Origin of the sequence: Kribbella sp. NBC_01505, assembly GCF_045040285.1 — a bacterium.
Classification (GTDB): domain Bacteria; phylum Actinomycetota; class Actinomycetes; order Propionibacteriales; family Kribbellaceae; genus Kribbella.
Genome location: NZ_CP109425.1, coordinates 2,348,975 through 2,365,726, shown reverse-complemented (window position 1 = coordinate 2,365,726; position 16,752 = coordinate 2,348,975). Strand labels below are relative to the sequence as shown.

The following is a 16,752-nucleotide window of genomic DNA, read 5'->3' as shown; positions in this document are numbered from 1 at the left end:
ACGGGAGATAACACATCGTGCTCGACGTGAACTTCTTCGACGAGCTTCGGATCGGCCTGGCCACTGCGGATGAGATCCGCCAGTGGTCGCACGGCGAGGTCAAGAAGCCCGAGACGATCAACTACCGGACGCTCAAGCCTGAGCGTGACGGCCTGTTCTGCGAGAAGATCTTCGGTCCCACCCGGGACTGGGAGTGCTACTGCGGTAAGTACAAGCGCGTTCGCTTCAAGGGCATCATCTGCGAGCGGTGTGGCGTCGAGGTCACCCGCTCCAAGGTGCGCCGCGAGCGGATGGGCCACATCGAGCTGGCCGCGCCGGTCACGCACATCTGGTACTTCAAGGGTGTGCCGTCTCGGCTCGGTTACCTGCTCGACCTCGCCCCGAAGGACCTCGAGAAGGTCATCTACTTCGCGGCGTACATGATCACCGACGTCGACGACGAGGCACGGCACCGTGACCTCGCCTCGTTGGAGGGCCGGACCGACGTCGAGCGCAAGCAGCTCGAGAACCGGCGCGACAACGACATCGAGACCCGGATGAAGAAGCTCGAGGAAGACCTCGCGCAGCTCGAGTCCGAGGGTGCGAAGGCCGACGTCCGCCGCAAGGTGAAGGAAGGCGCCGAGCGTGAGGTCAAGCAGCTGCGCGACCGTGCGCAGCGCGAGATCGACCGTCTCGACGAGGTCTGGACCCGGTTCAAGAACCTGAAGGTCCAGGACCTCGAGGGTGACGAGATCCTGTACCGCGCCATGAAGGAGCGCTTCGGCAAGTACTTCGCCGGGGCGATGGGCGCGGCCGCGATCCAGCGCCGGCTCGAGACCTTCGACCTGAAGGCCGAGGCCGACAACCTGCGCGAGACGATCAAGACCGGTAAGGGCCAGCGCAAGACCCGCGCCCTGAAGCGGCTCAAGGTCGTCACCGCGTTCCTGGCCACCAACAACAGCCCGATGGGTATGGTCCTGGACTGCGTCCCGGTCATCCCGCCGGACCTGCGGCCGATGGTCCAGCTCGACGGTGGCCGGTTCGCCACCTCCGACCTGAACGACCTGTACCGCCGGGTGATCAACCGGAACAACCGCCTCAAGCGGCTGCTCGACCTCGGCGCGCCCGAGATCATCGTCAACAACGAGAAGCGGATGCTGCAGGAGGCCGTCGACGCACTGTTCGACAACGGCCGTCGTGGCCGTCCGGTCACCGGCCCGGGCAACCGGCCGCTGAAGTCGCTGTCCGACATGCTCAAGGGCAAGCAGGGTCGTTTCCGTCAGAACCTGCTGGGCAAGCGCGTCGACTACTCCGGCCGTTCGGTCATCGTGGTCGGCCCGCAGCTGAAGCTGCACCAGTGCGGTCTGCCGAAGGCGATGGCGCTGGAGCTGTTCAAGCCGTTCGTGATGAAGCGGCTGGTCGACCTCAACCACGCGCAGAACATCAAGTCCGCCAAGCGGATGGTCGAGCGTCAGCGCGCCCAGGTCTGGGACGTGCTGGAAGAGGTCATCACCGAGCACCCCGTGCTGCTGAACCGCGCGCCTACGCTGCACCGACTGGGCATCCAGGCGTTCGAGCCCCAGCTGATCGAGGGCAAGGCGATCCAGATCCACCCGCTCGTCTGCTCGGCGTTCAACGCCGACTTCGACGGTGACCAGATGGCGGTGCACCTGCCGCTGTCGGCCGAGGCCCAGGCCGAGGCGCGGATCCTGATGCTGTCGACGAACAACATCCTGAAGCCTGCTGACGGCCGTCCGGTCACGATGCCGACCCAGGACATGATCATCGGCATCTACTTCCTGACGCTGCTGCGCGACGACGCGCTGGGTCAGGGCCGGGCGTTCAGCTCCGTGGCCGAGGCCATCATGGCCTTCGACCGCAACGAGCTGTCGCTGCAGGCCAAGATCACACTGCGACTCACCGGCGCGGGTGCGCCGGAGGGCTCGGAGTTGCTGTCCAACGGCGGGTTCTCCCTGGAGACCACGCTGGGCCGGGCACTGTTCAACGAGACGCTGCCGGCGGACTACACCTTCGTCAACCTCGAGGTCGGCAAGAAGCAGCTCGGCGGGATCGTCAACGACCTGGCCGAGCGGTACACGAAGGTCGAGGTCGCGCACGCCCTCGACGCGTTGAAGGACCTCGGTTTCCGCTGGGCCACCCGGTCCGGTGTCACCGTGTCCATCGACGACTTCTCCACGCCGCCGTCCAAGCCGGAGATCATGGCGCGGTACGAGGCGCAGGCCGAGAAGGTCCAGAAGCAGTTCGAGCGGGGTCTGATCACCTCGTCCGAGCGGCGTCAGGAGCTGATCGAGATCTGGACCGGAGCCAACGCCGAGGTCGGCAAGGCGATGGAGGAGAACTTCGAGAAGCACAATCCGATCTGGATGATGGTCCACTCGGGTGCCCGAGGCAACATGATGCAGATCCGGCAGATCGCCGGTATGCGTGGCCTGGTGGCCAACCCGAAGGGCGAGATCATCGCGCGGCCGATCAAGGCCAACTTCCGCGAGGGTCTGTCCGTCGTCGAGTACTTCATCGCGACGCACGGTGCTCGTAAGGGTCTGGCCGACACCGCGCTGCGGACCGCCGACTCGGGGTACCTGACCCGTCGTCTGGTGGACGTCTCGCAGGACGTCATCATCCGCGAGGAGGACTGCGGCACCGAGCGTGGTCTGCCCAAGCAGATCGGTGAGGACGGCCCGGACGGCGTCGTCGTACACGCCGAGAACGTCGAGACCAGTGCCTATGCACGGACGCTGGCCACCGACACGGCCGGAGCCGACGGCAGCATCGTGCTGACCGCGGGCGCCGACCTGGGCGACGTCTCGATCGCGAAGCTGATCGAGGCCGGGGTCAAGGAGGTCAAGGTCCGCTCCGTGCTGACCTGTGACGCCAAGACCGGTACCTGCGCCAAGTGCTACGGCCGCTCGCTGGCGACCGGCAAGCCGGTCGACATCGGTGAGGCCGTCGGTATCATCGCGGCGCAGTCCATCGGTGAGCCGGGCACGCAGCTGACGATGCGTACCTTCCACACCGGCGGTGTCGCGGGTGATGACATCACCCACGGTCTGCCGCGTGTCGTCGAGCTGTTCGAGGCGCGTCAGCCGAAGGGCAAGGCGCCGATCTCCGAGGCGGCCGGCCGGATCTCGATCGAGGACACCGACAAGACCCGGAAGCTGGTGCTCACCCCGGACGACGGTTCCGAGGAGGTCGCCTACCCGGTGTCGAAGCGTGGTCGTCTGCTGATCGAAGAGGGTCAGCACGTCGAGGTCGGCCAGCAGCTCATGCAGGGCACGCCGGACCCGCAGGAAGTGCTGCGGATCCTGGGTGTTCGCAAGGCGCAGGAGCACCTGGTGGACGAGGTCCAGGCCGTGTACCGGTCGCAGGGTGTGGCCATCCACGACAAGCACATCGAGATCATCGTCCGGCAGATGCTGCGCCGGGTCACGGTGATCGAGTCGGGCGATGCGAACCTGCTGCCGGGTGAGCTCGCGGACCGCATCCTCTTCGAGGGTGAGAACCGCCGCGTGGTCGCCGAGGGCGGTACGCCGGCCTCCGGTCGTCCGGTGCTGATGGGTATCACCAAGGCCTCGCTGGCCACCGAGTCGTGGCTGTCGGCCGCCTCCTTCCAGGAGACGACCCGCGTCCTCACCGAGGCCGCGATCCACGGCAAGTCCGACTCCCTGGTCGGTCTGAAGGAGAACGTCATCATCGGAAAGCTGATCCCGGCGGGTACCGGCATGGACCGTTACCGCAACATCCGGGTGGAGCCCACCGAGGAGGCGAAGGCCGCGATGTACTCGATGGTCGGCTACGAGTCGTACGACTACGACTTCGGCCCGTCCGCCGGGCAGTCGGTCCCGCTCGACGACTTCGACCTCGGTTCGTACCAGAACTGATTCGAATCACCCGGTACGGCGGTATCCCTTCGGGGGTGCCGCCGTACCGGCGTTTTCGGGGGTGGTCCGCCTCTGGTTTCAGTCGGCCGCCTTTGGCGGTCGAGTGGGCTGAGGCCCGAAAGGACTCGGCCGCAGCGGCGGGACCCGGCATTCCCGTTCCCGGCCGCGACCAGAGCCGCCACGGCTAACGTCCGACGATCCGGAGACCACGCCTGCGGGTCCTTCGGACGTCGGCGTTTGGTGGGGTGGTTCAAACGCTTTACGGGTAAGGGAAATCGGCCGTTTCGGATCGTGATCACCGGGACACTCGGGGTGGTGGCTCAAAGTGTCCGGGGCATAGTCCAAGATTGGGTCATGACGGATCTTCCGGCCTACCTGCGGCCCTTCGTCCTGGGTGTTCTGGACGGGCCTGACGTCAGGGTCGACAGGCTCGGGGAGCTCGACATCTACCGGCCCACCGGCAGTGCCCGGACCGGTGCGATTCTTTTTGTGCACGGTGGCCCCGCACCGCCCGATCTCCAGGCAACGCCTCGGGACTGGCCGGTCTACAAGGGCTATGCGACCGCCGCCGCTCGCCGTGGAGCGGTGGCCGCGGTCGTCGATCACAGCCTCATCAGCGGCCTGGACAAGCTGTCCGTCGCCGCCGACGAGGTGGAGGCAGCGATCGGCGTTCTGCGTTCGGATCCGCGCGTCGACCCGGAGCGGGTCATGTTGTGGTTCTTCTCCGGTGCCGGTCTGCTGGCGGGGGAGTGGCTGGACAGCCGCCCCGACTGGCTGCGCGGCGTCGCGCTCACCTATCCGCTACTCGCCACCCCGCCCGGTGTCGACGATCTGGTCAATGCCTCCGAGGTCATTGGCAAATACGACCGGGGCGGTGGGGCGGGAAATGTATTAGGCAGAGTCTTGCCGGTGCTGCTGACCAGGGCCGGGCTCGAGCGTGCTGAGCTCGCCGGCCCCGTGGCGGAGTTCGTCTCCGCGGGTGGCACCGCGCTGGACATCATCGACGTACCGAAAGGGCACCACGGGTTCGACATGCTCGACCACACCGAAGAATCACGCGACGCCGTCACCAAGGCTCTGGACTGGGCGATCGCCCATCTGGGCGAAGAGCCGGGGACCCAGGGCGACCTCCTCGTCCCGCCACCGAAGGCCAGGCCCGCCGCCGCGGCCACCACGACCACGACCGTCCGGCGGACGCCGGCCGCCACCAAGCCGAAGCCCGAGCCGGTGAAGGAAGAACTCCCCATCGCCGAGCCGGCCGATCTCCTGATCGAGGAGATCCCGGCAACGCCGGAAGCTGCCGCACCCGCCAGTGCGCAGCTGCCGGAGACCACGGATCTGCTGAGCAGCATCTCGAGCTCGTTCGGGCCCGCCGACACCGCGGCCGCGCGGGTCGTCGGGCGTGAGCACTCGGCCTATGCCGCACACGATCTGGAGGCTTTCCTGGCGATGTACTCGCCGACCGCCCAGATCTCGTTCGCCGACGGCACCGAGCTGAAGGGACGGCGGTTCCTCCGCGAGCTCTACCGGCCGCTGTTCGACGCCGGTCGCTGCAAGACCGAGGTCGTGCAGAAACTGATGGTCGGCGAGTGGGTGGTCGAGCACCAGGTGGCCCACGACAGTGGTGAGCCGGTGGCCCGGATCGCGTTGTACCGCGTCGCCGAAGGGCTGATCACGGACGTCGAGTTCCGCTCCTGACGGGGTGCTCCTGAGACAGCAATCCGCCTGCTGGACGTTCTGCGGCGCCGCGCGAGCGGCGCCGATCCAGGCGCCCACTGGTCTTGCGGGGATACCTGCTGTGGGGGCGGTGAGAGGTACTCCGCGAAGCCTGTAGACTGGAACAGCGGATCAGCCTCGATGTGGTGTGGTTAGCCATTTTGACCCTGCTGGAGGCAGCCGCTAGTCTTAACGATCGTGCCCGGGTCATCCTGGGCCGTCATGCGTGCCCCTCGTCGTATTTCGGGTCTGCGCGCGTGACACGGGACTCCTGCCGATAGAAAGATTACGGCTCCGGTACGCCCGTGTGCACGCGACACACCCGACCGCGGGGGTCAGGCACACAGCATGAGCAGAAAGCCGGACGACAGAAAGAGACCTACGCGGTGCCCACCATTCAGCAGCTGGTCCGCAAGGGCCGCCAGGACAAGGTGTCCAAGAACAAGACGCCCGCCCTGAAGGGTTCCCCTCAGCGTCGCGGTGTGTGCACGCGCGTCTACACCACCACGCCGAAGAAGCCGAACTCGGCCCTTCGCAAGGTCGCGCGTGTCCGCCTGACCAGCGGCATCGAGGTCACCGCGTACATCCCCGGCGTCGGCCACAACCTGCAGGAGCACTCGATCGTGCTCGTGCGTGGCGGTCGTGTGAAGGACCTGCCCGGTGTCCGGTACAAGATCATCCGCGGTTCGCTCGACACCCAGGGTGTGAAGAACCGTAAGCAGGCTCGTAGCCGTTACGGCGCGAAGAAGGAGAAGAGCTAATGCCGCGCAAGGGTCCCGCCCCGAAGCGGCCGGTCATCATTGACCCGGTCTACAGTTCGCCGCTCGTCACCCAGTTGATCTCGAAGATCCTGGTCGACGGCAAGAAGCAGATCGCGCAGAGCATCGTCTACACGGCCCTCGAGGGCACGAAGACGAAGACGGGCACCGACCCGGTCATCACGCTCAAGCGCGCGCTCGACAACGTCAAGCCGAGCATCGAGGTGAAGAGCCGCCGAGTCGGTGGCGCCACCTACCAGGTGCCGATCGAGGTCAAGCCGGGCCGTTCGAACACGCTGGCCCTGCGCTGGCTGACCTCGTACTCCCGCGCCCGCCGCGAGAAGACGATGGCCGAGCGCCTGATGAACGAGATCCTGGACGCGTCGAACGGTCTGGGTGCCTCGGTCAAGCGCCGCGAGGACACGCACAAGATGGCCGAAGCCAACAAGGCCTTCGCCCACTACCGCTGGTGATCCGGGGTCCGATCCGGACCCCCGCACTCACACTTTTTACGCAGCACAGAATCGAGAGGTAGACCACCGAGGTGGCCGTACAAATCACCACCGACCTGGCCAAGGTCCGCAACATCGGAATCATGGCTCACATCGACGCCGGTAAGACGACGACGACGGAGCGGATCCTCTTCTACACCGGTATCACGTACAAGATCGGTGAGGTCCACGACGGCGCCGCCACGATGGACTGGATGGAGCAGGAGCAGGAGCGCGGCATCACGATCACGTCCGCCGCGACGACCTGCACCTGGAAAGACCACACCATCAACATCATCGACACCCCCGGGCACGTCGACTTCACGGTCGAGGTAGAGCGCTCGCTGCGCGTCCTCGACGGTGCCGTCGCGGTGTTCGACGGTGTCGCCGGTGTCGAGCCGCAGTCCGAGACCGTGTGGCGCCAGGCGGACCGGTACGGCGTACCGCGCATCTGCTTCGTGAACAAGCTCGACCGGACCGGCGCGGAGTTCATGCGCTGTGTCGACATGATCATCGACCGGCTCGCCGCGACACCGCTGGTGCTGCAGCTGCCGATCGGTGCGGAGTCCGACTTCATCGGCGTCGTCGACCTGGTCGGCATGCGCGCGCTCACCTGGCGTGGCGAGACGACGATGGGTGAGGACTACGCGGTCGAGGAGATCCCGGCCAGTCACACCGAGATCGCGGCCGAGTGGCGCGACAAGCTGATCGAGACGCTGGCCGAGGCCGACGACGAGATCATGGAGATGTACCTGGAGGGCGTCGAGCCCACCCAGGAGCAGATCGTGGCCGGCATCCGCCGCGCGACGATCGCCTCCAAGCTGACCCCGGTGCTGACCGGCACGGCGTTCAAGAACAAGGGCGTCCAGCCGCTGCTCGACGCGATCAACGCGTACCTGCCCAGCCCGCTCGACGTTCCGGCCATCGAGGGCCACGACGTCAAGGACGGCGACCTGGTCGTGCTGCGCAAGCCGGACGACAGCGAGCCGTTCTCGGCGCTGGCGTTCAAGATCGCGGCCGACCCGCACCTGGGCAAGCTGACCTTCATCCGGGTGTACTCCGGCAAGCTCGAGACCGGCACGCAGGTCCTGAACCCCACCAAGGGGCGCAAGGAGCGGATCGGCAAGATCTACCGGATGCACGCGAACAAGCGTGAAGAGATCGCCTCGATCGGCGCCGGCCACATCGTCGCCGTGATGGGTCTCAAGGACACCACCACCGGTGAGACGCTGGCCGACCCGAGCAAGCCGGTCGTGCTGGAGTCGATGCAGTTCCCGGCACCGGTGATCTCGGTCGCCATCGAGCCCAAGTCGAAGGGCGACCAGGAGAAGCTGGGCGTCGCGATCCAGCGGCTCGCCGAGGAGGACCCGACCTTCCAGGTCCGGACCGACGAGGACACCGGCCAGACGATCATCGCCGGTATGGGTGAGCTGCACCTCGAGGTGCTGGTCGACCGGATGAAGCGCGAGTTCCGCGTCGAGGCCAACGTCGGCAAGCCGCAGGTGGCCTACCGCGAGACGATCAAGAAGAAGGTCGAGAAGGTCGACTACACGCACAAGAAGCAGACCGGTGGTTCGGGTCAGTTCGCGCGTGTGATCATCAACATCGAGCCGACTTCGGTCGAGGCCGGTGGCGAGGGCGGTTACGAGTTCGTCAACGCCGTCACCGGTGGCCGTATCCCCCGGGAGTACATCCCGTCGGTGGACGAGGGCGCGCAGGAAGCGATGGAGTTCGGCGTACTGGCCGGCTACCCGATGGTCGACGTCAAGGTCACCCTGACCGACGGCGCCTACCACGACGTCGACTCCTCCGAGCTCGCGTTCAAGATCGCCGGTTCGATGGCCTTCAAGGATGCCGCCCGCCGGGCGAATCCGGTCATCCTCGAGCCGATGTTCGCGGTCGAGGTGATTACTCCCGAGGACTACATGGGTGAAGTGATCGGCGACCTCAACTCCCGTCGTGGCCAGATCCAGTCGATGGACGAGGGCCCCGGTGGCAGCCGGGCGATCAAGGCTTCTGTGCCGCTGTCCGAGATGTTCGGGTATGTCGGTGACCTGCGGTCGAAGACCCAGGGCCGTGCGTCGTACTCGATGCAGTTCGATTCCTACGCCGAGGTTCCGAAGAACGTGGCGGAAGAGATCATCAAGAAGGCCCGCGGCGAGTAATCTCGCTCCGGTCCAACCAACCCACAGCGCGTCGGCGTACGGCGTAAGTCAACACTTTCCAGGAGGGCCCCAGTGGCTAAGGCGAAGTTCGAGCGGACTAAGCCGCACGTCAACATCGGCACCATCGGTCACATCGACCACGGTAAGACCACTCTTACCGCGGCGATCACCAAGGTGCTGCACGACAAGTACCCGACCCTGAACGAGGCGTCGGCCTTCGATCAGATCGACAAGGCGCCGGAAGAGCGTCAGCGCGGTATCACGATCTCGATCGCGCACGTCGAGTACCAGACCGAGGCCCGGCACTACGCCCACGTCGACTGCCCGGGTCACGCCGACTACATCAAGAACATGATCACCGGTGCGGCCCAGATGGACGGTGCGATCCTGGTCGTCGCCGCCACCGACGGCCCGATGCCCCAGACGCGTGAGCACGTGCTGCTCGCCCGTCAGGTCGGCGTGCCGGCGATGGTCGTCGCGCTGAACAAGTGCGACATGGTCGACGACGAGGAGATCCTGGAGCTCGTCGAGCTCGAGGTTCGCGAGCTGCTCTCCGAGCAGGAGTTCGACGGCGACAACGCGCCGATCGTCCGCGTCGCCGCTCACCCGGCGCTGCAGGGCGACGCGAAGTGGGGCGAGTCGATCGTCGAGCTGATGGACGCCGTCGACGCCTACATCCCGCAGCCGGTCCGCGAGATCGACAAGCCGTTCCTGATGCCCGTCGAGGACGTCTTCACGATCACCGGTCGTGGAACCGTCATCACCGGCCGCATCGAGCGGGGCGTCGTGAAGGTCAACGAGACCGTCGACATCGTCGGCATCCGTGAGACCAAGCAGACGACCACGGTCACCGGTATCGAGATGTTCCGCAAGCTGCTCGACACCGGCGAGGCCGGCGAGAACGTCGGTCTGCTGCTTCGTGGCACCAAGCGCGAGGACGTCGAGCGCGGCATGGTTGTCATCAAGCCGGGCACCACGACCCCGCACACCTCCTTCGAGGCTTCGGTCTACATCCTCTCGAAGGAAGAGGGCGGCCGGCACACGCCGTTCTTCCAGAACTACCGCCCGCAGTTCTACTTCCGTACCACGGACGTGACCGGCGTCGTTACCCTCCCCGAGGGCACCGAGATGGTCATGCCGGGCGACAACACCGACATGAACGTCGAGCTGATCCAGCCGATCGCCATGGAGGAGAACCTCAAGTTCGCGATCCGTGAAGGTGGCCGTACCGTCGGCGCCGGCCGGGTCACCAAGATCCTCAAGTGATCTCACGAGGTCCGCGAGGGCTCGCAGTCTGAGCCCCGCGGACCTCTGCTTTGCACCCGATCCCCGCTCAGGTGGGCTGGGGATCGGGCTCAAAGCCACCCGATTGGCGTTTCGACGCCGATCTCTGGCACAATATTCAGGTTGCTCAGGCGAGGTTGCCGGGGTGCGCCCCAGACGTTCTCGTCTGGCTGGTGCGCCGGACCGGAGACCATGCCGAGGGCCGGTCCGAGACCGGTCCCCGATCACCATCCCGATCGACGAAGCGGTGAGTCACGCGTGTGCCGCGCAGATTTTTAGGCACACGGCGACACACCCGACCGCGGGGGTCGGAGCAACGCAACGAAGACGATAGAGAAGGACGAAGCGAAGCGATGGCGGGACAGAAGATCCGCATCCGGCTGAAGGCCTACGACCACGAGGTCATCGACAGCTCGGCGCGCAAGATTGTCGACACGGTGACGCGTACTGGTGCGAAGGTTGCTGGCCCGGTGCCGTTGCCGACGGAAAAGAACGTGTTCTGCGTCATCCGCTCGCCGCACAAGTACAAGGACAGCCGCGAGCACTTCGAGATGCGCACCCACAAGCGGCTCATCGACATCATCGACCCCACGCCGAAGACCGTCGACTCGCTGATGCGTCTCGACCTGCCGGCCGGCGTCGACATCGAGATCAAGCTCTGAGGGACGCGAACAGCCAATGAGCAATAACAAGAACACGCGAGGGCTGCTGGGCACCAAGCTCGGCATGACCCAGACCTGGGACGAGAACAACCGAGTCGTCCCCGTCACCGTGATCCAGGCCGGCCCGTGTGTCGTCACCGGTGTGCGTACCGCGGCCGACGCCGGGTACGACGGCGTCCAGATCGCCTTCGGTGACATCGACCCCCGCAAGGTGACCTCGCCGATGCGCGGCCACTTCGAGAAGGCCGGCGTGACTCCTCGCCGCCACCTGCTCGAGCTGCGGACCGCCGACGCCAGCGAGTACACGCTCGGCCAGGAGATCAAGGCCGAGGCGTTCGAGGCCGGCGAGCTGGTCGACGTCTCCGCCACCAGCAAGGGCAAGGGCTTCGCCGGTGTCATGAAGCGCCACGGCTTCCACGGTCTGCGCGCCAGCCACGGTGTCCACAAGAAGCACCGTTCGCCGGGTTCCATCGGCGGCTGCGCCACCCCCGGTCGCGTCTTCAAGGGAATGAAGATGTCGGGCCGGATGGGCCACGAGAAGGTCACCACGCAGAACATCACCGTGCACGCCATCGACGTGGACCGCGGCCTGATCCTGCTCAAGGGTGCCGTTCCCGGTCCCAAGGGCGGCCTGGTGCTGATCCGCAACGCCGCGAAGGGGGCTGCCAAGTGAGCACCGTCGACGTCGTCGCCGTCAAGGGCGACAAGGTCACCAAGAAGGGTTCCGCCGAGCTTCCGGCCGAGCTGTTCGACGTACAGGTCAACATCCCGCTGATCCACCAGGTCGTGGTGGCGCAGCTGGCCGCGGCCCGTCAGGGCACGCACAAGGTCAAGCGCCGGGGCGAGGTGTCCGGTGGTGGCGCCAAGCCGTACCGCCAGAAGGGCACCGGTCGCGCCCGTCAGGGATCGACCCGCGCGCCGCAGTTCACCGGTGGTGGCGTCGTTCACGGCCCCACGCCGCGTGACTACAGCCAGCGGACCCCGAAGAAGATGATCGCCGCCGCGCTTCGCGGTTCGCTGTCGGACCGGGCCCGCGACGGCCGGGTGTACGTGGTCGAGAGTTTCCTCGACGGCGACACCCCGTCCACCAAGGGCGCGCTGAACGTCCTGGCGCACGTCACCGACCCGGGTAAGGCGCTCGTCGTCGTGGACCGGGCCGATGACAGCACCTGGATGAGCCTGCGCAACGTGCAGCACGTGCACCTGATCGCCGCTGACCAGCTGAACGCGTACGACGTTCTCTGCAGCGACGCGGTCGTGTTCACCAAGGCCGCGCTGGACAGCTTCGTCGCCGGCGCCCCGAAAGGTAAGTCCGTGAAGGCCGTCGCAACGTCGACCGAGGCCGAGCAGGAGGTTGAAGCATGAGTCACGGAGTGAACAAGGACCCGCGGGACGTGCTGCTGCGGCCGGTTGTTAGCGAGAAGAGCTACGGCCTGCTGGACGAGCAGAAGTACACGTTCGAGGTCGCCACCGACGCCAACAAGACCGAGATCAAGCTCGCGGTCGAGAAGGTGTTCAAGGTCAAGGTCAACGACGTCAACACGCTGAACCGCAAGGGCAAGCGTCGCCGGACCCGCGCGGGCTGGGGCAAGCGCCCCGACACCAAGCGCGCGATCGTCACCCTCAAGGGCGATGACCGCATCGATATCTTCGGAGGCCAGTCGTAATGGGTATCCGCAAATACAAGCCGACAACGCCGGGCCGTCGTGGCTCGAGCGTGGCCGACTTCGTCGAGCTCACCCGTTCGACCCCTGAGAAGTCGCTGCTGCGTCCGCTGCCGAAGAAGGGTGGCCGCAACAACAGCGGCAAGATCACCACTCGGCACCAGGGCGGCGGTCACAAGCGGGCGTACCGCCTGATCGACTTCAAGCGGTACGACAAGGACGGCGTCCCGGCGAAGGTTGCCGAGATCGAGTACGACCCGAACCGCACCGCGCGGATCGCACTGCTGCACTACGTCGACGGCGAGAAGCGCTACATCCTCGCCCCGACCAACCTGAAGCAGGGCACCGTCGTCGAGAACGGTCCGGCCGCCGACATCAAGATCGGCAACAACCTGCCGCTGCGCAACATCCCGGTCGGCTCCACGATCCACGCTGTCGAGCTGCGTCCGGGTGGTGGCGCCAAGATGGGCCGCTCCGCCGGTACCAGCATTCAGCTGGTCGCGAAGGAGGGTCGGATGGCAACCCTGCGGATGCCGTCCGGCGAGGTCCGGATGGTCGACGTACGCTGCCGCGCCACCCTCGGTGAGGTCGGCAACGGCGAGCAGTCGAACATCAACTGGGGCAAGGCGGGCCGGATGCGCTGGAAGGGCAAGCGCCCGACCGTCCGCGGTGTCGCGATGAACCCGGTCGACCACCCGCACGGTGGTGGTGAGGGTAAGACCTCGGGTGGACGCCACCCGGTGTCCCCGTGGGGCAAGCCCGAGGGCCGTACCCGTACCCGCAAGGAAAGCGACCGCATGATCGTCCGGCGCCGCAAGGCCGGCAAGAAGCGCTGATAGGAGCCGGCCAGAATGCCACGCAGCTTGAAGAAGGGCCCGTTCGTCGACCACCACCTGGCAAAGAAGGTGGAGGTGCAGAACGAAAAGGGCACCAAGAATGTCATCAAGACCTGGTCCCGCCGATCGATGATCGTGCCGGACATGATCGGCCACACGATTGCGGTGCACGACGGCCGCAAGCACGTGCCGGTGTTCGTGACGGACGCGATGGTCGGGCACAAGCTCGGCGAGTTCGCCCCGACCCGGACGTTCAAGGGTCACGAGAAGGACGACCGGAAGTCACGGCGTCGCTGACCGCTGGTCAGTTGACGACGCGAAAGCAACCTACGGAGAGATTCGAACATCATGAGCGTTCAAGAGCGTAGGGCCGTCAGTGCCCGTCGCGAGAGCCTGTTGGGCGAGCAGCCCGGGGCCTTCGCGGTCGCGCGCTTCGTCCGCGTGACGCCGATGAAGGCGCGTCGCGTGGCCGATCTGGTGCGCGGTGTGGGCGTCGACGACGCACTCGCCACTCTGAAGTTCGCCCCGCAGGCCGCTGCCGCGACCGTGTACAAGGTCGTGGACAGCGCCGCGGCGAACGCCGAGGGCACCGAGCACCTGAGCCGGGACGAGTTGATCGTCTCGAAGATCCTGATCGACGAGGGCCCGACGCTGAAGCGTCACCGCCCCCGCGCCCAGGGTCGGGCGACCCGGATCGACAAGCGGACCAGCCACATCACTGTTGTGGTGCAGCCGCGCGTCATCGAGGAGCCCGCCGCCAAGGCACCGGCCAAGACCGCCAAGAAGGCGGACGAGGCCAAGGCCGAGACGGCGAAGAAGGCTCCGGCCAAGAAGACGGCGAAGAAGGCTGCTGCCGAGAAGTCGGACGCAGCTGACAAGCCGGCCAAGAAGGCGACCGCCAAGAAGGCGGCTGCCAAGAAGGCCACCGCTGAGAAGAAGGAGTCCTGACGTGGGACAGAAGGTTAACCCGCACGGGTTCCGTCTCGGCATCAGCACCGATCACAAGAGCCGTTGGTACGCCGAGAAGCTCTACAAGGACTACGTCGGCGAAGACGTCAAGATCCGCAAGCTGCTGAGCAAGGGCATGGAGCGCGCCGGTATCTCCCGTGTGGAGATCGAGCGCACCCGTGACCGTGTCCGTGTCGACATCCACACTGCCCGTCCGGGCATCGTCATCGGTCGCCGCGGCGCCGAGGCGGACCGGATCCGCGGCAGCCTGGAGGAGCTCACCGGCAAGCAGGTGCAGCTGAACATCCTCGAGGTCAAGAACGCCGAGGTCGACGCGCAGTTGGTCGCCCAGGGTGTGGCCGAGCAGCTGTCCGGCCGCGTGGCGTTCCGCCGCGCGATGCGCAAGGCGATGCAGACCACCATGCGTGGCGGCGCCCTGGGCATCCGGATCCAGTGCTCCGGTCGTCTCGGTGGCGCCGAGATGTCGCGGTCGGAGTTCTACCGCGAGGGTCGGGTGCCGCTGCACACGCTGCGCGCCGACATCGACTACGGCTTCTACGAGGCCCGCACGACCTTCGGCCGGATCGGCGTGAAGGTCTGGATCTACAAGGGCGACGTCGCCGGCTCCCGGGCCGAGCGCGAGGCGCAGGCCGCGGCTCGCGCCGCGACCCAGCAGCGTCGGCCGGCCCGTCGTGACGACCGTGGTGGCCGTGGTGGCGACCGCGACCGTGGCGGCGACCGTGGTGGCCGTCGTGACGGCGGCCGCGACAACGCACGGAACGCGGCTCCGGCCGCCGAGGCGACTGCCCCGGCTGCCGACAAGCCCGCCGAGACCACCGGAACGGAGAGCTGAACAATGCTCATCCCCCGCAAGGTCAAGCACCGCAAGCAGCACCACCCGAAGCGCTCCGGCGCTGCCAAGGGCGGCACCACGCTGGCGTTCGGCGAGTTCGGCATCCAGGCGCTCGAGAACCACTACGTGACCAACCGGCAGATCGAGTCGGCGCGTATCGCGATGACCCGGCACATCAAGCGTGGCGGAAAGGTCTGGATCAACATCTACCCGGACCGCCCGCTGACCAAGAAGCCGGCCGAGACCCGGATGGGTTCCGGTAAGGGTTCGCCGGAGTGGTGGATCGCGAACGTGAAGACCGGTCGCGTGATGTTCGAGCTGTCCGGCGTGACCGAGGACGTCGCTCGCGAGGCGATGCGCCGCGCGATTCACAAGTTGCCGATGAAGTGCCGCTTCATCACCCGAGAGGCAGGTGAGAACTGATGGCTATCCTGACCGCCGCCGAGCTGCGGAACCTGGGCCGGGACGAGCTGATGAGCAAGCTCGGCGAAGCCAAGGAGGAGCTGTTCAACCTCCGGTTCCAGGCTGCCACCGGACAGCTGGAGTCGCACGGCCGGCTGCGTGCCGTCCGTAAGGACATCGCCCGCATCTACACGGTGCTGACCGAGCGTGCGCTCGGCATCACCGAAGAGGTCGACGCTCCGGTTGCCGCAGCTGAGGTCGAAGAGACCGAGTCTGCGGAAGAGACCGAGAAGGCCGAGGCCAAGGCATGACCGAGAACGTGAAGGACGAGACCGTGAGCACGACCCCCGAGGCGCGAGGTGCCCGTAAGACCCGTGAGGGTCTGGTACTGAGCGACAAGATGGACAAGACCGTCACCGTCGAGGTCGAGGACCGGGTCAAGCACAAGCTCTACGGCAAGGTCCTCCGCCGCACGAGCAAGCTCAAGGCACACGACGAGCAGAACGCCGCCGGTATCGGCGACCGGGTCCTCCTGATGGAGACCCGGCCGCTGTCGGCGACCAAGCGCTGGCGTGTCGTCGAGATCCTCGAGAAGGCCAAGTAAGCGTTCCGGCCGGTCCCGCGGTGCTCAGCACCGCGGTACCGGGCCCGGCAACCAATCGAAATTATTCGTTCCGCAAGGCTCACGTGAGTGAGAACCAGCGAGACAACCAGGAGATCAACAGATGATCCAGCAGGAGTCGCGACTGAAAGTCGCCGACAACACGGGGGCAAAGGAAATTCTTTGCATCCGCGTGCTCGGTGGCTCCGGTCGGCGCTATGCCGGTGTCGGTGACACGATCGTCGCCACCGTCAAGGACGCGATCCCGGGCGGCGGCGTCAAGAAGGGCGACGTCGTCAAGGCAGTCATCGTTCGCACCGTGAAGGAGCGCCGGCGTCCGGACGGCTCCTACATCCGGTTCGACGAGAACGCCGCGGTGATCCTCAAGGCCGACGGTGAGCCCCGCGGTACCCGCATCTTCGGGCCGGTCGGCCGGGAGCTGCGCGAGAAGAAGTTCATGAAGATCATCTCGCTTGCTCCGGAGGTGCTCTGAG

At 66.4% G+C, this 16,752-nt stretch carries 18 protein-coding genes; all 18 read left to right on the top strand.

What is annotated here, in order from left to right; genetic code table 11:
* The first annotated feature begins 17 nt into the window (after positions 1-17).
* Positions 18-3,878: a DNA-directed RNA polymerase subunit beta' gene (locus OG474_RS11035; RefSeq protein ID WP_405062153.1), complete on the top strand. Its 3,861-nt coding sequence runs from the start codon at positions 18-20 to the stop codon at positions 3,876-3,878.
* Positions 3,879-4,232: 354 nt separating this feature from the next.
* Positions 4,233-5,576 (top strand): nuclear transport factor 2 family protein, encoded by a 1,344-nt coding sequence (locus OG474_RS11030; RefSeq protein WP_405062152.1) that lies wholly within the window; start codon positions 4,233-4,235, stop codon positions 5,574-5,576.
* A 404-nt stretch (positions 5,577-5,980) separates the two neighbouring features.
* Positions 5,981-6,355: a 30S ribosomal protein S12 gene (gene rpsL / locus OG474_RS11025; protein WP_012923692.1), complete on the top strand. Its 375-nt coding sequence runs from the start codon at positions 5,981-5,983 to the stop codon at positions 6,353-6,355.
* Positions 6,355-6,825: a 30S ribosomal protein S7 gene (gene rpsG / locus OG474_RS11020; protein WP_132402672.1), complete on the top strand. Its 471-nt coding sequence runs from the start codon at positions 6,355-6,357 to the stop codon at positions 6,823-6,825. Before rpsL ends, rpsG begins: the two co-directional genes overlap by 1 nt.
* Before the next feature lie 122 nt (positions 6,826-6,947).
* A complete protein-coding gene (gene fusA, locus OG474_RS11015) occupies positions 6,948-9,008 on the top strand; it encodes an elongation factor G (protein WP_405064562.1) in 2,061 nt (686 codons plus the stop codon).
* A 72-nt stretch (positions 9,009-9,080) separates the two neighbouring features.
* On the top strand, positions 9,081-10,274 hold the full coding sequence (tuf, locus tag OG474_RS11010) for an elongation factor Tu (protein WP_405062151.1): 1,194 nt from the start codon (positions 9,081-9,083) through the stop codon (positions 10,272-10,274).
* A 371-nt stretch (positions 10,275-10,645) separates the two neighbouring features.
* Complete coding sequence (rpsJ, locus tag OG474_RS11005; protein WP_012923688.1) at positions 10,646-10,954, top strand: 30S ribosomal protein S10; 309 nt, start codon at positions 10,646-10,648, stop codon at positions 10,952-10,954.
* Positions 10,955-10,970: 16 nt separating this feature from the next.
* Complete coding sequence (gene rplC / locus OG474_RS11000) at positions 10,971-11,627, top strand: 50S ribosomal protein L3 (RefSeq protein ID WP_405062150.1); 657 nt, start codon at positions 10,971-10,973, stop codon at positions 11,625-11,627.
* Complete coding sequence (rplD, locus tag OG474_RS10995; RefSeq protein WP_405062149.1) at positions 11,624-12,319, top strand: 50S ribosomal protein L4; 696 nt, start codon at positions 11,624-11,626, stop codon at positions 12,317-12,319. Before rplC ends, rplD begins: the two co-directional genes overlap by 4 nt.
* Positions 12,316-12,621: a 50S ribosomal protein L23 gene (rplW, locus tag OG474_RS10990; protein WP_132402657.1), complete on the top strand. Its 306-nt coding sequence runs from the start codon at positions 12,316-12,318 to the stop codon at positions 12,619-12,621. Before rplD ends, rplW begins: the two co-directional genes overlap by 4 nt.
* Positions 12,621-13,454 (top strand): 50S ribosomal protein L2, encoded by an 834-nt coding sequence (rplB, locus tag OG474_RS10985; RefSeq protein ID WP_132167354.1) that lies wholly within the window; start codon positions 12,621-12,623, stop codon positions 13,452-13,454. Before rplW ends, rplB begins: the two co-directional genes overlap by 1 nt.
* Positions 13,455-13,469: 15 nt before the next feature.
* Positions 13,470-13,751 (top strand): 30S ribosomal protein S19, encoded by a 282-nt coding sequence (gene rpsS / locus OG474_RS10980; protein WP_130441496.1) that lies wholly within the window; start codon positions 13,470-13,472, stop codon positions 13,749-13,751.
* Positions 13,752-13,802: 51 nt separating this feature from the next.
* Complete coding sequence (gene rplV, locus OG474_RS10975) at positions 13,803-14,402, top strand: 50S ribosomal protein L22 (protein WP_405062148.1); 600 nt, start codon at positions 13,803-13,805, stop codon at positions 14,400-14,402.
* A gap of 1 nt (position 14,403) precedes the next feature.
* Entirely contained in the window at positions 14,404-15,255 is an 852-nt protein-coding gene (gene rpsC / locus OG474_RS10970; protein ID WP_405062147.1) for a 30S ribosomal protein S3, read from the top strand.
* Between the two features lie 3 nt (positions 15,256-15,258).
* Entirely contained in the window at positions 15,259-15,678 is a 420-nt protein-coding gene (rplP, locus tag OG474_RS10965; RefSeq protein WP_405062146.1) for a 50S ribosomal protein L16, read from the top strand.
* Positions 15,678-15,968, top strand: a complete 291-nt coding sequence (gene rpmC / locus OG474_RS10960; RefSeq protein ID WP_405062145.1) for a 50S ribosomal protein L29 — start codon at positions 15,678-15,680, stop codon at positions 15,966-15,968. Before rplP ends, rpmC begins: the two co-directional genes overlap by 1 nt.
* A complete protein-coding gene (gene rpsQ, locus OG474_RS10955) occupies positions 15,965-16,261 on the top strand; it encodes a 30S ribosomal protein S17 (RefSeq protein ID WP_405062144.1) in 297 nt (98 codons plus the stop codon). Before rpmC ends, rpsQ begins: the two co-directional genes overlap by 4 nt.
* Before the next feature lie 121 nt (positions 16,262-16,382).
* Positions 16,383-16,751 carry a 50S ribosomal protein L14 gene (rplN, locus tag OG474_RS10950; RefSeq protein ID WP_020388099.1) on the top strand — a complete coding sequence of 123 codons (369 nt, stop codon included), beginning with the start codon at positions 16,383-16,385 and terminating at the stop codon, positions 16,749-16,751.
* The last annotated feature ends 1 nt before the right edge of the window (position 16,752 follow it).

Excerpts from the sequence above, each read along its gene's own strand:
- fusA (WP_405064562.1), top strand. The coding sequence starts at position 6,948 with ATGGCTCACATCGACGCCGGTAAGACGACGACGACGGAGCGGATCCTC.
- rpsS (WP_130441496.1), top strand. The coding sequence starts at position 13,470 with ATGCCACGCAGCTTGAAGAAGGGCCCGTTCGTCGACCACCACCTGGCA.
- rpsJ (WP_012923688.1), top strand. The coding sequence starts at position 10,646 with ATGGCGGGACAGAAGATCCGCATCCGGCTGAAGGCCTACGACCACGAG.
- rpsG (WP_132402672.1), top strand. The coding sequence starts at position 6,355 with ATGCCGCGCAAGGGTCCCGCCCCGAAGCGGCCGGTCATCATTGACCCG.
- rplW (WP_132402657.1), top strand. The coding sequence starts at position 12,316 with ATGAGTCACGGAGTGAACAAGGACCCGCGGGACGTGCTGCTGCGGCCG.
- rpsQ (WP_405062144.1), top strand. The coding sequence starts at position 15,965 with ATGACCGAGAACGTGAAGGACGAGACCGTGAGCACGACCCCCGAGGCG.
- rplN (WP_020388099.1), top strand. The coding sequence starts at position 16,383 with ATGATCCAGCAGGAGTCGCGACTGAAAGTCGCCGACAACACGGGGGCA.
- rplB (WP_132167354.1), top strand. The coding sequence starts at position 12,621 with ATGGGTATCCGCAAATACAAGCCGACAACGCCGGGCCGTCGTGGCTCG.
- rpmC (WP_405062145.1), top strand. The coding sequence starts at position 15,678 with ATGGCTATCCTGACCGCCGCCGAGCTGCGGAACCTGGGCCGGGACGAG.
- OG474_RS11030 (WP_405062152.1), top strand. The coding sequence starts at position 4,233 with ATGACGGATCTTCCGGCCTACCTGCGGCCCTTCGTCCTGGGTGTTCTG.
- rplC (WP_405062150.1), top strand. The coding sequence starts at position 10,971 with ATGAGCAATAACAAGAACACGCGAGGGCTGCTGGGCACCAAGCTCGGC.
- rplV (WP_405062148.1), top strand. The coding sequence starts at position 13,803 with ATGAGCGTTCAAGAGCGTAGGGCCGTCAGTGCCCGTCGCGAGAGCCTG.
- rplP (WP_405062146.1), top strand. The coding sequence starts at position 15,259 with ATGCTCATCCCCCGCAAGGTCAAGCACCGCAAGCAGCACCACCCGAAG.